Genomic DNA, 13,055 nt, shown 5'->3' on the forward strand with positions numbered 1-13,055 from the left:
AAAGTCCGCGAAGCGGTATAAACCTAGTGCTGAACGCTTCAGCACAGGCTGGTTGTGATCAATCTCTCATCTACCGAATCCGAGAATATCGATACCTGTCTTTGATTCGGCGATGGTGATACTTTCCGTGAGAGGATGCCGCCATCAGTCCTTGATAGATCTTCTTCGGGACGTTGTAGTACTGATAGACTCGGCGACCGTGGAATTCTATCTCGAGAGTGTTCGAACTCTGATCGTAGCCGACACTTTTCAGGTTACTCGACGAAACGGGTTTTCGGTTCATAGCTGTGGGATATAGCGGGCTACCGTACTCTTGATACGAGCGAGTAGGCTATGCTCATTGGACGGTTCATCACCTTCAGGTTCAGCCTTGTCCTTGGCTGGCTCTTTCTCGACGGCAGCATCGAGACCCAGTTCTGCGACACTCCCTGTCTCGACAGTCGACGGCGTTGTCCGATACAGTCCAGTCTTCGCTATTGGGACGCCACGATCGCCGGTAGCTGTGAACGCCCCATTACAGAACTGGCAGTCGGGAGCAGCCTCTGCGTCGCTCACAAGGCGGTCTGAGGTTGCGCTGTACGTGCCGGTTTGGAATCCGTGCCGGTCGGCGAGGAGTCCCGTGAGGAACCGGTGCAGCGCGAACGTCAACCGTTGTACCGGTTCCTGATTGATCGTGATCACCGATGGTTGTTCTCCGGCAACGAGGTCAAGTCCATACTCGAGATTGTCTTCGTCTTCGCCTTCGGCATCGATCCGATCTTCGTTAATCGCATCCAAGCAGTCCAGACACGCCCGGTTCGCGCCGGACACTTGGAAGCTGGTCGCGATGCTTCGGAGTCCAGCGTCGTCGTCAACGTCGATATCCGTGCCTGCGTTGAACAGTGGCCGAAGGTACTGCTGGGCGGCCTCCGACACGAATCGACGTGACGTGGCGGTATCGGTGCCAGTGACAATCACGTCCGCAGCGACGACCTGCTCCAGCGCTCCCGGAGCCTGAACTTCCTCGTAGATGCCGTGATAGTAGATCGACGGATCGATATCGGAGACAACGCGTCCCAGGACCTCCGCCTTGGGCGTCCCACATCCGTCGATGGCCTCGGCCCACGCAGCTGGGACGACACCATCCTCGTCGGGCGTCCGCTCGGGATCACCAGCATCGGCTGGGCGTGCGCCGACGATTCGCGAGCGGTTGGATTCTTCCACGACGTCGGGATCAACGACCGTGATTTCGCCAACGCCGAGGTGAGCGAGCGTCTGGACGATCGGTGCCCCGAGTCCACCAGCACCGACTACGGCCACGTGAGCGTCCCGTAGCCGAGTGTTACCGCCGGCTCCGTGGAGCAACGCCTGCCGGTCGCGCATCTCGTCCTCGCCGTTTGAAGCCGGAGGGAGTCGTGAATCCGTCGTCCGAATCCGCTCTAGTTCACGGTCGTGAATGACAACGAGTTCATCAATCGGCGACGCGGCGGCCGTGATCGGCTCATGCCTGATCGTCGGAACGTCAGAGAGCCACGCCCGGCCGGTCAGACCCCCTTGACCAAAGATGAGACTTCCATGCGGACCAGCAGTTCGACCGGTCAGCGACGCCATATGGGCCGGTTCGTTCTCGTCGTCGGTGCCCGAGTAGCACGGCTGGCTCGAACGGGGATGGCTATGGCACATCAGGAGGGCCATATCGTCGAGATACCGATGGTCCGTTTCGGTCGCCCGCATCATCGACCGAATCGTCGTGTGATCGAATCGGACGATTCCGGTCGACTGATCGAGATATTCGTCCCGATCCAGCAGGTGGACCTCACGAATGAGATACTCGAAGACCCGCTGCCCACGATGAGTGTACTCCTGTGTACCGGCAACGAGATAGGCGGCATGTTCTTTCGGACACTTCTGCTCTGGACGCACGAGGTGCTCGCGCAGCCGCTGGTAGTCGGCGCCTCGGATCCGAACCCGTATCCGGTCAGCGACCGGCCACTCGTGATCAGGGTCTTCTAGTACGGAGCGAAGCCAGTGAGATACTCGCGACTTGCTCCTCGTCGCTCGCTCTCGGCTGCCGTCAGTCTCATGTCCCTGCATAGATGTAATGTGGGTGGATTAATCGCCAGCGGGAGGGGTCGCGTCAGTCACCCTGTCGGAGTCGTCCGTTCGCGACGGTCTCCAGATACCACTCGAGATCGGTCTCGTAGGGTTCCCACTCGATGCCGTCCAGTTTGTTGATGTGCCAGGAAAGAGCCAACCAGCCCCGGACTTGGTCGTCGCGAGATTTCCGAAGCTCGCCGCCTCCTTCAAGCCGGAGATCCTCGTCGACGTAGACCCAGTCCGGAGCCTTCTGGGGGTAGTTCTCGTGGACGCGGATCATCACGTCTGTCGTGTCCGCATTGTAGGCATCCGACGGGATCTGGTAGTCCCGAACGGTGACGTGGACGAACTGCGCCTCGGCCTCGGTATCGACATCGACCTCGTGGTTTTCTCGAAGGGCTTCGATGTCCGCTGCGAGCACGTCGTCGAGCTGGGTGCTCCCGTAGGCAGTGTCAACGGGGATTGCGTCGAAGACGTTCTCTTCGGCGAGGTTGATGTCGCTGTCTTTGGGGACTCGATCGTCCTCGTCTGGAGGGTAGAGGACGTACTGGTTGGGATCGTACTCGAACGTGCGCAGCAGTTCGATCGGCTCGATGTACTGCTGGTCGAGTACTTTCGTTTCCCCACTGACGGTCACCTCGTAGCCGTCAATCTCCTCGTCGTCCTCATCATCATCACCTTCATCAACATCTTCGAGCGCCTCATCAAGGCCGTCCTCGACTTCTTCGATGGCCTCTTCGAGTGCTTCGAGTTCCTCAGCGTAGCTAACATCGAACCCAGCCGCGTCCTGGAGGGTGTCGATGTCGTCTTGTGCTGACTGAATGTAGTCGGCCGCCCGATTGAGCGCGTCGTAGCGGGATCGATCCTCGTCGGTGTCTTGCCCCTCGTCGATGGCGTCCTCTGCGGCTTCGAGTGCGGCACGGAGGTCGTCGGCCGTCTCTTCGTCGAGAGACTCGAGCTGAGCGTTCAGTCCTCGGTAGCGGTCTTGGGCATGCTGGGTTGCTTCCTCGAGATCAGTTGGTTGCATGCACATTCGCCTAACAGCGTCATCCCCTTAAGCACCACGCGGTCTCTAACATCAGTAGCGGCATTAAGCACACAATCCGCACCAAACGCATAAACCACAGAATCACCAACAGCGATACATGCGCCCCAGTGAACGAGTTCATATCGCGCCGCTCGGGTTCGAGCGCGATCGTGTCGTCGAAGCCGCGAAGCAATTGAAAGCTGATCGATTAATCCTACTTGAATGGGGTGAGGGGGAACGGCCGCCATTTGTCGAGGAGCTGTATGAGGATATCGAGGCAGCTGGGATTGACCGAGAGATCCGATCCTGCAACATTTTCGATCTGTATGAGGTTGTCCGGGTGACGGCACGAGAAATCCAACAGCACGCAGACGATGACGTGTTCGTGAACATTGCAACCGGGAGTAAAATATCCGCAATCGGCGGGATGATCGCGTGTATGGTAACCGACGCTGTGCCGTATTACGTTGAGCCAGAACGATATGGTGAAAAAGACGCTCAACGGGTCAAACCGGTTTCCCACGGGGTGAAGAACATCAAGGAACTGCCGGCGTACCCAATAGATGCCCCCGAGACACAGCTCATCTACGTGATGGAGTACATTTACCGAAATGGTCCGGTCACGAAGAAAGAGCTAATCGAATTCGGCCAAGGGAACGGTAAACCAATTCAAGCAGGAACACCACCGGAGGGATTGCCCTTCATTACGGACCATGAGGCTGATTCGGACCGAGCCCGCTACCGATTACTCGAAACGCATATACTCGAACCGCTAAACGAGAAGGGTTTCATCGAAACAAAGAAGATTGGGCGACGGACGGACGTGGATCTTACTGAGGAAGGGGAAAATACACTCTCTGCGTTTAGACACCTCATCGAAACGTGATTAGTATCGTTAGCGGTCGGACGAGTCGGCCTCTTCGAGAGCTTCTGTAGCAACGTCTCCCAACTCCCCAGTCTCGATATGTGAATACCGGTCATGGACCATCTCCTCAGAGTTGTTGAGATAGCGGGCTGCAACGGGCTCCCCGAACGCCTGCACGAGAGTGTGCTCTGCCCGACCACGAGGGTGGGCAGCCCCAAGATCACTCGGTATATACCGCCGGCTGGACCTGAAATTGCTGTCGACATTCGTCGCTACAGAAATAGTACGTCTTCCCGCCGTACTGAACCGTTGCGGCGGCTTCGCCAGACAGGAGTTCCATTCCACAGACCGGATCGGTAGTCATTCATCAGAACGCTTCGGTGCCCACCCGAATGGTGATTTCGGAACGCCTCCAACACGTATCTATTAGGGAACGACGGGCGAATTCGGCGGTAACTCTGATGATTCGATTTCCTCTTCGACTCCTCCGGATTCTGGGCAAACTCGTCCCGTTTGTGATACTCTTTCTTCGCGACCGGCGTCGGTTTTTGCTCTTCGGACGCTCCCGCCCGATCTCTCGCGAAACGCACGCCCAGCGCGCCCGCCGGCTTCGCGACACCATGCTCGATCTCGGGCCGACGTTCGTGAAGATCGGGCAGGTCCTCTCGACTCGCCCCGACGTCGTTCCACCAGTGTACGCCGAGGAGTTCGTCACGCTGCAGGATGCAGTCCCGACGGGGCCATATCGCGAGATGATCCCCGCCCTCGCTGACGATGTCGGCTATCACTCCTACGATGACTTCGACCCGGAACCGATTGCAGGTGGGTCACTGGCGCAGGTCTACCGAGCGACGTATCAGGGCGATCACGTCGTCGTGAAGGTTCGACGACCTGGCGTCAAAGATCTCATCGAGACCGACCTTCGCATCACCCGCCGACTCATCCCGCTCGTCATGTTGCTTGCCCCGGAGCGCCTCCAGTTTTCGCTCCGAAACATGGCTGACGACTTCGAGCGCATCATTCTGGAGGAACTCGACTTCGAGCGGGAAGCCCGAATGATGGCGGAGATTCGCTCGAACTTCGAGGGTGACGAAAACGAGTCGGTCGTTATCCCTCGCGTCTATACCGACGTGTCCTCGGAGCGTGTCCTCACTATGGCCTACGCTGAGGGGACGAAGATCACCGACGTTGACGAACTCGAATCGAAGGGCCACGACCCGAAACGGGTTGCGAGAGATGTCGCAAACGCGTACTTCACGATGGGGCTCGAACACGGGGTGTATCACGGAGATCCCCATCCCGGCAACCTCGCCGTCGACGAGGAAGGCCGTATCGTCTTCTACGATTTCGGGATGAGTGGCCGATTTACGCCGACCATGCAGAACAGCGTCGTAAACCTCTATCTCGCTGCTGTCAATCGGAACGTCGATGGAATCATTGACGAACTCATCGCTCTCGGAGCCCTCGACCCCGATGCTGATCGAGCAGCTGTCGGGCACGTCCTTGAGTTAGTCATCGACGACCTGGAGGGGAGCGAGACCGTGAACTGGCAGCAGATCATTAGCGAAGTGACCGGAATGCTCCACGAGTTCCCGTTTCGCATCCCGCCTGACATCATGCTCGTCCTCCGGGTGGGCTCGATCAGCGAGGGGGTTCTCAGACAGCTCGATCCGGAGTTCGACTTCCTCGCTGCCGCACAGGCGTTCCTCCGCGAGCACGGGTTCATGGAACGGGCAGCTCGGATGAAACTCGCGGAGATGCGAGGCGAACTGGAAACCTCACTCTGGGCACTCCTCCGACTCCCAGCGAAATTCGAGCAAGAGCTTGACGCCCGTCAAGAAGAGCGAATGCAAGCTGTTGCCAGGACTCAGCAACAGGGATCACGTTCACTCGGGTATGCGATTCTAGCAGCGGCGTCGCTCATCGGTAGTGCCCTGCTTGTCCCAGTAGACATAACGTACTCGCTACTGGGAATGATCGTCGTACTCGTCTTTCTCTTTTTGTTCGTCCGATCACCAGACGATGGCAGACGATGATTAGTCGGCTATCCTCACGCCTGTAGACCCAGATGATTCTATACTTATACGAGGGCGTTCGAACCCACAATCATCTGACCGAGTCGCGGTAGGCAGTTCGTCCACCTCGGTAGACGATGAGCGTAGCAACGCCGAGCGCGGTCCCAAAGAGGAGCGTGAGACTGAGGTCGTGGAGGATTCGAATATCGTACGTTTGACTAATAGTCTTGCTCGCTACTGCGACGCTATCGAGGAGTAGCATCACCGCAAAGTAGCTCATCAGTGCGCTCTCGTCGACGACATCTGTCAGCCGGGATCCGGCATAGGACCCGAAGACACTCCCTCCGAGCAGTGGGAGTACGACTGAGAAATGGACGGCTCCTTGCTGGAGGTAGCGAACAGAGCCGAACGCACTCGATCCCGCGATTTGAAAGATATCCGTACCAACCGCTATCGATTTCGAGATACCCATACCATAGACGAGACTCGGAACCATCAGAAATCCGCCGCCGACTCCGAGAAAGCCGGAGAGCGTTCCGATAGCGATGGCGACGACGAGGACGAGCCACACGGAGACCTGCACGGTAGACCGGAGTTCGACTAGCGGTGGAAATCGGCTGAAAGCATATTGCTCGAACACCGGGGGAGTACGTTGTTCGATGGAGCCGACGAGTCGTTCATTGCGAACTCGACGGAGAATGATCACACCGACCACTGCCAGCAATACGACGTAGGCGATGCTGATGACGGTATCTGCAAGTCCTCTCCCGGCGAGCCAGAAGAGTATCCGCCTGCCGGCCTCGATGCCAACTGCCATCCCGAGGATAAGCAGGCCACCGAGCTTGTAATCGATGTGTCCAGCAGACCGGTGGGTGACGGCTGCAGCGAGTGACGTCCCAAAGACGAACACAAGACCGGAGCCCACAGCGGCTTCGGCGGGATGGCCGAGCACGAGGAGCGCCGGGGTGACAAAGAAGCTCCCACCCAGTCCAAAGAAGCCGAAGAGAATCCCCACTAGGAACCCGAATCCCACGAAGAACAGTGCCTCTATTTCTACGGGCGACATCGCTTTTAACCAGCCTCCATCTGATTTGAGGGGGAGTTCGTGACCGGGATTCCGCACGAATGCAGAAGGCTACGACAGCGCAACAGAGAGAAGTCCACCATCGTTGCTTTGAGTACAGTATGTGTGTGCAAAAGGCTGCGGTGTGCCCAATTCTTCGGCGGTGGACGCTCTATACACTTTCGGACGCTCGCTGGAAGGTCCGACGCGACATACGTCAGTGGTTTTCCATGAGGTGGCCACGGCGGCGTTCGAATTCTTCGTCGTCGATCTCACCGCGAGCGTACTGCTCACGGAGAGTCACGAGGGCTCTATCCTCGTCGGGTCCGTCAGCCTGAGATCGGGTAGCCAACCAATAGACGAGATAGATGGGTAGACCAATGATGAGGGCCATCCAGAGGATGCCGAACAGCATCATCCCCCATCCCCATAGCCCCCAGCCGGTCATGTGGCCGTCGTCCCACATTCCGTAGTGCCAGTCCCACATCACCGCGTCCGGGACGGCTGCGTGCGTCAGGGCCATACCCCCGATAACCGCGACCGTCAGCGCACCGACGACGATCAGTCCGAGGGAACGAGTACCGCGTGGTTGAATTGAGTTTGTCATGTGTATTTCTCCTGAAATGGTTCGGCGTGGTTAGCCGAGGATGTACTCGAGGACGGGGTAGCGCTCGACGAGCGCCTCGCCGCCGACCTCGTACTGTTCGATGTACTTGTCGAGCCCGAGGATGCGGCCCGCACCGAACGCCGCAACCGCGAGGAACACGAGCATGTACGCGAAGTCGCCATTGATGACGCCGTGGGCGATGTCCCAGTTCCCGAAGTAGAACATGACCATCATGAGCGCGCCGAAGAACGCCGCGAGGCGGACGACAGCGCCGACGAGCAGTCCGAGACCGATGAACAGCTCGCCCCACGGGACAGCTACGTTCGCGAACTCGACGAACCACGGGGTCGAACCCATCCACGCGAACAGTCCTGCGAGGGGGTTGCCGTTGGTCGCCGCGACGTTCGAGAGGTAGCCACCCGCCGCGAATTCGCCCGTGATCTTCGTGAACCCGGAGTACGCGAACGCATACCCCATCATGAGGCGGAGTGCGAGCACGAACCACGCGCTGAGGCTGTGGACGCGGCCACCGACGGTCAGGCCACCGACCTTGCTCTCAAGTTGGTTAACGCCAGAGGGAATCGTAGACATTGTTACTTCACCGAGTTAGAGTACGCAGGGAGAGACGATATACCGGTGAGCCAGTGTTCTGAGTCAGAAAACCGGGCGGCTATTTTACCCCACTAGGACGAGTATGCGAGTGTGACCGAGGAGTTGAGCCCATCAGCCGTCTTTGCCACACTCGACGACGAGTACGCTCGCGATATTCTCGTGGCGACGAAGACGGACCGTCTCTCTGCAAAAGAACTCAGCGAGGAATGCGATATGTCACGCCCAACCGTCTCTCGTCGCGTCAACACACTCGTCGAGCAAGGACTTCTCGAAGAGTACACGCACGTCGATCCCGCTGGTCGGCACTATCGGGAGTATGAGGCACGTCTCGAACGTATCGAAGTCCTCCTCCAAGACGAGGGGTTTGACATCCAGATCGATGTCCGGCCGGATCCCGCTGACCGGATTACATCCATCTTCGAAAACATGCGAGGAGACTGATTCATGGAACACACATTATTCGTCATCGCCAAGTTGTTCATGACCGCGTTGGCTCTGGTTATCGCGTACCAAGCCTATCGCGGCTACCAACGCCACGGAACACAGCTGATGCTCTACGTCGCCCTTGGATTCGCACTAATTGGCCTCGGTGGACTCCTCGAAGGAGTTCTATTCGAACTGCTCCAGGTATCAATCTTCCAGGCAGGTCTCGTGGCTGCACTAGTCGCGGCAGCGGGAATGCTTTCTATCCTGTACGCGCTCTATGCGCCGAACCCCTGAACTCCCGATTCAGCAAAGTATCTTGGTATCGTGAATTAGTGATACGGTCGTTCACTTATCCTCGTAGACGTTGCGCGACGGTCGTGGCCTGCTCCCAGAGGAATTCGGCGTCAACGCTCTGGTTCGTCGTTACAATTGGCACGTCACGGAGATAGGCATCCGTCTGAACGACCTCGAGGAGGAAGTCTGCAACGTCAGCGCGTGAGATCGGACCAGCGGTGGCGTCGATGTCGACCCCGTGTTCGTACTCCCCGGTTTGGGGTCCATCTGTAAGACCGCCGGGGCGGACGATCGTCCAGTCGAGACCGCTTCCAGCGACGAGTTCCTCCTGTCTGGCTTTATCGGCCATCAGGTCATGGAGCACCGTCACGTTCGCAAGGCGGACGTACCACGGAACCTGCTGGACGCTCGATCCTAATCCCATTGATGTCAGGACGACCAGGCGTTCGATCCCCCGTTCCTGCATTGCATCGATAATGTTCGCAGTCCCCCGAGAGACCACGTCGGAGGGATTGTTCGACGTTCGGCCGAGAAGACAGATGACCGCATCTGATCCGTTTACGGTGGCTTCGACCGCGTCTAGATCGAGTACGTCCCCCTCCACGGCGGTGACTGCCTGGTTCGGAGGGAGTTTTGCAGGGCTTCGGGTGAGCGCGCGAATCGAGTGATTCACTTCGGTCGCTTGCGCCGTCAGTTCACGTCCGGTCCCGCCTGTCGCACCGAAGAGTGCCAGTTTCATATGGTCACCTACGTTTTCATGTTGGTTGTCGTTCCCCTCGTTTCAGTCGATTACGCTTACAGTTCTAAAGGACGACCGAGCGTTCGCTCTGGACGCTCGATTACCAGAGAACCCCGAAATTCGATTCGACAGATTGGGATCATCGTCACTACAGCTACGGATCGGTTTCACATTCTAACGAGAGGTGTTCTGTCAGGCCAGTATTGAAACCACAATCGCAGTGAAATAGGCGATCGTAGCCGGGTTTACAAGTATGATAGACGTATCCGACGTCCGCTAAGGCGTCAAGACTGTTCTGCAGCCGCGAGCGCTTGTTCGAGGTCCATCCGAAGGTCGGTAACGTCCTCCAGACCGACGCTCACGCGGACGAGGCCGTCAGTGACGCCAGTTTCCCGTCGTACCTCGCGTGGTACCGACGCGTGGGTCATCGTCGCGGGTTGTTCGATGAGGCTCTCGACACCACCGAGACTTTCGGCCAGTGTGAACACCTCTGTATTCGAGACGAGTGACCGCGCCATCTCCAGGGTGCCGTCGAGTTCGAAGCTCAACATCCCCCCGAAGTCAGCCATCTGCGTGGTGGCTAGGTCGTGTTGGGGATGGGAGTCGAGTCCCGGATAGTGAACGTGGTCGACTGCTGGCTGATCATCGAGCCACGCCGCCAGCTCGCGGGCGTTTTCGCAGTGGCGCTCCATCCGAACGGGGAGGGTCTTCGTTCCCCTGAGGACGAGAAAACACGCGAACGGGTCTGGCGTCGCACCCACGCTATTCTGGTAGAACCCGAGCTGCTCGTCCAGATCTTTGTCGTCGGTAACGAGGGCTCCGCCGACGACGTCGGAGTGACCGCCGAGGTACTTCGTCAGCGAGTGGGCGACGATATCCGCGCCCAGCTCCAGGGGGCGCTGGAGATACGGCGACGCGAACGTGTTGTCCACCGCACAGAGTGCGCCATGTTCGTGGGCGATCTCCGCAATCTCTGCGATATCGACGACCTGCAGGAGTGGATTCGTGGGCGTCTCGAGCCACACGAGTTCTGTCGCCGAAGTGACGGCGTCCGCGACTGCGTCGCGGTCGGTCGTGTCCACGAAGTCGAACGCGAGGTCGTAATCCTCGTACACCTGCGTGAACAGCCGGTGGGTTCCGCCGTAGACATCCTCCCCGACCACCACATGGTCGCCCGCCTCTAGCAAGTTCAGGACCGTGTTGATCGCGGCCATCCCGCTGGCGAATGCCCGCCCGTACGTTCCACCTTCGAGGCTGGCGAGGTTTGCTTCTAATGCCGCCCGCGTCGGATTGTCGGTCCGTGAGTACTCGTAACCACGGTGATCGCCGGGGGCGTCCTGCGCGAACGTCGACGAGGCGTAGATGGGCGTCATGACTGCGCCAGTCTCGGGATCCGGATGCTGCCCTGCGTGGATCGCACGCGTCTCGAATGCGCCAGTGTCAAGCACGTCGTCTCGGTGGTCGTCGCTCATGCCTTCCCCTCCCAGGCGTCGAAGGACCCGTAGATGTTCTTCGAGAGGTATCGGTCGCTCCCGTCGGGAAACACCGTGACGACAGTCCGGGCAGGAACGTCCAGTTCACCGGCCGCGATCTCTTCGGCGACCTCGCGTGCAGCGACGCTCGCTGCACCGGAACTGGAGCCGACGAGATGGCCCTCCTCGGCGGCGAGACGCTGCACTTCGGCGTGTGCCGCTCGGTCGCTGACCGTCCGAACGTCGTCCAGCGCGTCGGGATCGAGCAGTTGGGTCACGTCCGGGTCGTGCGTGCCGATTCCTTCGGTCTTGTATGGCGCCTCCTCAGGCTCTCGATTCAGGAGTTCGCCGAACGTCGAACCGGAGGGTTCGACGGCCACGACGTGGACGTCAGGAACGCGCTCGCGAACAGCCTGGGCGATCCCCATCAGCGTGCCGCCGGAGCCGATACCGGCGACTATCGCGCCGATGTCTTCGCCGAGCACGTCGAGGATCTCCCGGCCGGTCGTCTCGTAGTGTGCCTCGACATTCAACGGTGTCTCGAACTGCTGGGGGACGATAGCGTCGTCGCGCTTGTCCGCGATCTCGTGGGCCATTTCGGCGGCCTCGCCCATTCCTGTGTCTCCGGGGGCGTGAACGATCTCCGCACCGAGCGCGGTCATCAGTCGTTCTTTCTCTTCGCTGAATCCTCGCGGAACGACGAACACCGTCTCCAGCCCAAGTCGGGTGGCGGCAATCGCCATCCCGATGCCGGTATTCCCGGCGGTCGGTTCGACGATAGTGCCGTCGGGCGGGACGTCGCCGCGTTCAAGCAGGCGTTCGAGGATGTGTTTACCGATGCGGTCTTTCACGCTCCCGCCAGGGTTGAACGTCTCCAGCTTGGCGTAGACGGAGACGTCGTTGGGCGTCGCATCGAGTTCGACGAGCGGGGTGTTGCCAATCGTTTCGAGGAGCGATGCGTCGGGGTCGGTGTGTCGAGTCATGTCTCTGGGTCGTGTGGGGAGCAATCTGTAGCCGGTGCGCTCGCTGACGGAAATCCGTCAACAACAGCGACAGCCCGAAGACCCAGCGCAGAAACAGTCCGCGACGAGAGCAGAACGTGAGTGCGGTCGCTGTGTCACCCGCCGCTGCCGACGGGACGCCGAGCCGTGGTCGCGGAAACGCCGTGACTGCACAGTCACGGGAGCGCCCACGACCTGTGTGGCTCGCCTCATAGGAGAACCTATGGGACGGCCTCTTTTGTGGTTTCCTCTTTGAAACTGAAAGTCAGCACTCCCCGTTTTGCTCGAGTCTGTTCTCAATCCGCAGGAATAGTCGATGTGAAGTAAATACTTGCTGCCAAAGTGAAGGATATATGAGTCGTAACGTGACCCGACGAGGATTACTCCGGGTCGGCGGGACGGCAGTTGCACTCGGAATTGCCGGCTGTCTGAGGTCATCGGACGAAGACCAGTGGGCGATCGAGGGGACACTGTCTGTGACGAACGCCCAGCAATTCAGTTCTCCCGGCTGTAGCTGTTGCGGCCAGTACGCGTCGTACCTGCGGGAGTATCTCGACACGACGCTCCGAGAAACCGAAACTGAAGACGTAGCGGCCCTCAAACGCCGACACGACGTTCCCACAGACCTCCAAAGTTGTCACACACTCGTTCTCGACGAGTACGTCGTCGAAGGACACGTCCCTGCCGAGGTAATCGCGACGCTGCTCGATGAAGAGCCGGCCATCGACGGCATCGCGCTGCCCGGGATGCCGGCCGGGTCGCCGGGCATGGGCGGGACGAAGTCCGGGTCGTTCACCGTGTACGCTCTCGATGACGGGAAGACAGGTAATGTGTACGCTGAAATCTAGCGTCCAGATT

Annotated in this window: 16 protein-coding genes and 1 pseudogene; 6 read left to right on the plus strand and 11 right to left on the minus strand. The window is 59.1% G+C overall.

Translation table 11 applies throughout. The annotated features are described in order from the left end of the window. Positions 1-70 precede the first annotated feature (70 nt). On the minus strand, positions 71-283 hold the full coding sequence (locus EGH21_RS24665; RefSeq protein ID WP_220619822.1) for a KTSC domain-containing protein: 213 nt from the start codon (positions 281-283) through the stop codon (positions 71-73). After that, positions 280-1,716, minus strand: a complete 1,437-nt coding sequence (locus tag EGH21_RS18060; RefSeq protein ID WP_236035651.1) for a HesA/MoeB/ThiF family protein — start codon at positions 1,714-1,716, stop codon at positions 280-282. The genes EGH21_RS24665 and EGH21_RS18060 overlap by 4 nt, the downstream gene beginning before the upstream one ends. A gap of 15 nt (positions 1,717-1,731) precedes the next feature. On the opposite strand from EGH21_RS18060, the gene EGH21_RS18065 reads away from it, so the two are divergent. Next, positions 1,732-1,992, plus strand: a complete 261-nt coding sequence (locus tag EGH21_RS18065) for a hypothetical protein (protein WP_220619823.1) — start codon at positions 1,732-1,734, stop codon at positions 1,990-1,992. Positions 1,993-2,116: 124 nt separating this feature from the next. Here EGH21_RS18065 and EGH21_RS18070 read toward each other — a convergent pair whose 3' ends face one another. Further along, the gene (locus EGH21_RS18070; protein WP_220619824.1) at positions 2,117-3,103 is read right to left on the minus strand and encodes an E2/UBC family protein; all 987 of its coding nucleotides are present in this window, start codon (positions 3,101-3,103) and stop codon (positions 2,117-2,119) included. 118 nt (positions 3,104-3,221) lie between these two features. On the opposite strand from EGH21_RS18070, the gene EGH21_RS18075 reads away from it, so the two are divergent. Beyond that, positions 3,222-3,989 carry an HFX_2341 family transcriptional regulator domain-containing protein gene (locus tag EGH21_RS18075; protein WP_220619825.1) on the plus strand — a complete coding sequence of 256 codons (768 nt, stop codon included), beginning with the start codon at positions 3,222-3,224 and terminating at the stop codon, positions 3,987-3,989. A 9-nt stretch (positions 3,990-3,998) separates the two neighbouring features. Here EGH21_RS18075 and EGH21_RS24155 read toward each other — a convergent pair. Continuing rightward, positions 3,999-4,169, minus strand: a pseudogene (locus tag EGH21_RS24155) (site-specific integrase); the annotation flags it as partial. A gap of 19 nt (positions 4,170-4,188) precedes the next feature. Beyond that, positions 4,189-4,332 (minus strand): YHS domain-containing protein, encoded by a 144-nt coding sequence (locus EGH21_RS18080; protein WP_220619826.1) that lies wholly within the window; start codon positions 4,330-4,332, stop codon positions 4,189-4,191. 28 nt (positions 4,333-4,360) lie between these two features. On the opposite strand from EGH21_RS18080, the gene EGH21_RS18085 reads away from it, so the two are divergent. Further along, complete coding sequence (locus EGH21_RS18085) at positions 4,361-6,004, plus strand: ABC1 kinase family protein (protein ID WP_220619827.1); 1,644 nt, start codon at positions 4,361-4,363, stop codon at positions 6,002-6,004. Positions 6,005-6,074: 70 nt separating this feature from the next. Here EGH21_RS18085 and EGH21_RS18090 read toward each other — a convergent pair whose 3' ends face one another. The 3 genes from EGH21_RS18090 to EGH21_RS18100 form a co-directional block, all read right to left on the minus strand. Then, positions 6,075-7,049: a sulfite exporter TauE/SafE family protein gene (locus EGH21_RS18090; RefSeq protein WP_220619828.1), complete on the minus strand. Its 975-nt coding sequence runs from the start codon at positions 7,047-7,049 to the stop codon at positions 6,075-6,077. Between the two features lie 214 nt (positions 7,050-7,263). Next, positions 7,264-7,653, minus strand: coding sequence for an SHOCT domain-containing protein (locus EGH21_RS18095; protein ID WP_220619829.1), 390 nt, complete (start codon positions 7,651-7,653; stop codon positions 7,264-7,266). Between the two features lie 30 nt (positions 7,654-7,683). Then, positions 7,684-8,244, minus strand: coding sequence for a DoxX family protein (locus tag EGH21_RS18100; protein WP_220619830.1), 561 nt, complete (start codon positions 8,242-8,244; stop codon positions 7,684-7,686). A 111-nt stretch (positions 8,245-8,355) separates the two neighbouring features. On the opposite strand from EGH21_RS18100, the gene EGH21_RS18105 reads away from it, so the two are divergent. Together EGH21_RS18105 and EGH21_RS18110 are read left to right on the plus strand one after the other, a co-directional pair. Next, positions 8,356-8,706 (plus strand): ArsR/SmtB family transcription factor, encoded by a 351-nt coding sequence (locus EGH21_RS18105; protein WP_220619831.1) that lies wholly within the window; start codon positions 8,356-8,358, stop codon positions 8,704-8,706. 3 nt (positions 8,707-8,709) lie between these two features. Beyond that, positions 8,710-8,985, plus strand: a complete 276-nt coding sequence (locus EGH21_RS18110; protein ID WP_211087819.1) for a DUF7521 family protein — start codon at positions 8,710-8,712, stop codon at positions 8,983-8,985. Between the two features lie 55 nt (positions 8,986-9,040). Here EGH21_RS18110 and EGH21_RS18115 read toward each other — a convergent pair whose 3' ends face one another. The 3 genes from EGH21_RS18115 to EGH21_RS18125 all read right to left on the minus strand — a co-directional run bounded on the left by EGH21_RS18115 (position 9,041) and on the right by EGH21_RS18125 (position 12,179). Continuing rightward, positions 9,041-9,724: an NAD(P)-dependent oxidoreductase gene (locus EGH21_RS18115; protein WP_220619832.1), complete on the minus strand. Its 684-nt coding sequence runs from the start codon at positions 9,722-9,724 to the stop codon at positions 9,041-9,043. A 284-nt stretch (positions 9,725-10,008) separates the two neighbouring features. Continuing rightward, positions 10,009-11,196, minus strand: a complete 1,188-nt coding sequence (locus tag EGH21_RS18120) for a cystathionine gamma-synthase (protein WP_220619833.1) — start codon at positions 11,194-11,196, stop codon at positions 10,009-10,011. Next, positions 11,193-12,179: a PLP-dependent cysteine synthase family protein gene (locus EGH21_RS18125; RefSeq protein ID WP_220619834.1), complete on the minus strand. Its 987-nt coding sequence runs from the start codon at positions 12,177-12,179 to the stop codon at positions 11,193-11,195. Before EGH21_RS18125 ends, EGH21_RS18120 begins: the two co-directional genes overlap by 4 nt. A gap of 494 nt (positions 12,180-12,673) precedes the next feature. Between EGH21_RS18125 and EGH21_RS18130 the strand changes: the two genes are divergently transcribed. Beyond that, the gene (locus EGH21_RS18130; RefSeq protein ID WP_328765710.1) at positions 12,674-13,045 is read left to right on the plus strand and encodes a DUF411 domain-containing protein; all 372 of its coding nucleotides are present in this window, start codon (positions 12,674-12,676) and stop codon (positions 13,043-13,045) included. The last annotated feature ends 10 nt before the right edge of the window (positions 13,046-13,055 follow it).

This window comes from Haloarcula rubra (assembly GCF_019599465.1).
Taxonomy (GTDB): Archaea; Halobacteriota; Halobacteria; order Halobacteriales; family Haloarculaceae; genus Haloarcula; species Haloarcula rubra.

Bases quoted from the DNA above. Each gene is read 5' to 3' on its own strand.
- EGH21_RS18075 (WP_220619825.1), top strand. From the start codon at position 3,222: ATGCGCCCCAGTGAACGAGTTCATATCGCGCCGCTCGGGTTCGAGCGC.
- EGH21_RS18085 (WP_220619827.1), top strand. From the start codon at position 4,361: ATGGTGATTTCGGAACGCCTCCAACACGTATCTATTAGGGAACGACGG.
- EGH21_RS18095 (WP_220619829.1), bottom strand. From the start codon at position 7,653: ATGACAAACTCAATTCAACCACGCGGTACTCGTTCCCTCGGACTGATC.
- EGH21_RS18070 (WP_220619824.1), bottom strand. From the start codon at position 3,103: ATGCAACCAACTGATCTCGAGGAAGCAACCCAGCATGCCCAAGACCGC.
- EGH21_RS18060 (WP_236035651.1), bottom strand. From the start codon at position 1,716: ATGATGCGGGCGACCGAAACGGACCATCGGTATCTCGACGATATGGCC.
- EGH21_RS18110 (WP_211087819.1), top strand. From the start codon at position 8,710: ATGGAACACACATTATTCGTCATCGCCAAGTTGTTCATGACCGCGTTG.
- EGH21_RS18125 (WP_220619834.1), bottom strand. From the start codon at position 12,179: ATGACTCGACACACCGACCCCGACGCATCGCTCCTCGAAACGATTGGC.
- EGH21_RS18115 (WP_220619832.1), bottom strand. From the start codon at position 9,724: ATGAAACTGGCACTCTTCGGTGCGACAGGCGGGACCGGACGTGAACTG.
- EGH21_RS24665 (WP_220619822.1), bottom strand. From the start codon at position 283: ATGAACCGAAAACCCGTTTCGTCGAGTAACCTGAAAAGTGTCGGCTAC.
- EGH21_RS18090 (WP_220619828.1), bottom strand. From the start codon at position 7,049: ATGTCGCCCGTAGAAATAGAGGCACTGTTCTTCGTGGGATTCGGGTTC.
- EGH21_RS18080 (WP_220619826.1), bottom strand. From the start codon at position 4,332: ATGACTACCGATCCGGTCTGTGGAATGGAACTCCTGTCTGGCGAAGCC.
- EGH21_RS18100 (WP_220619830.1), bottom strand. From the start codon at position 8,244: ATGTCTACGATTCCCTCTGGCGTTAACCAACTTGAGAGCAAGGTCGGT.
- EGH21_RS18120 (WP_220619833.1), bottom strand. From the start codon at position 11,196: ATGAGCGACGACCACCGAGACGACGTGCTTGACACTGGCGCATTCGAG.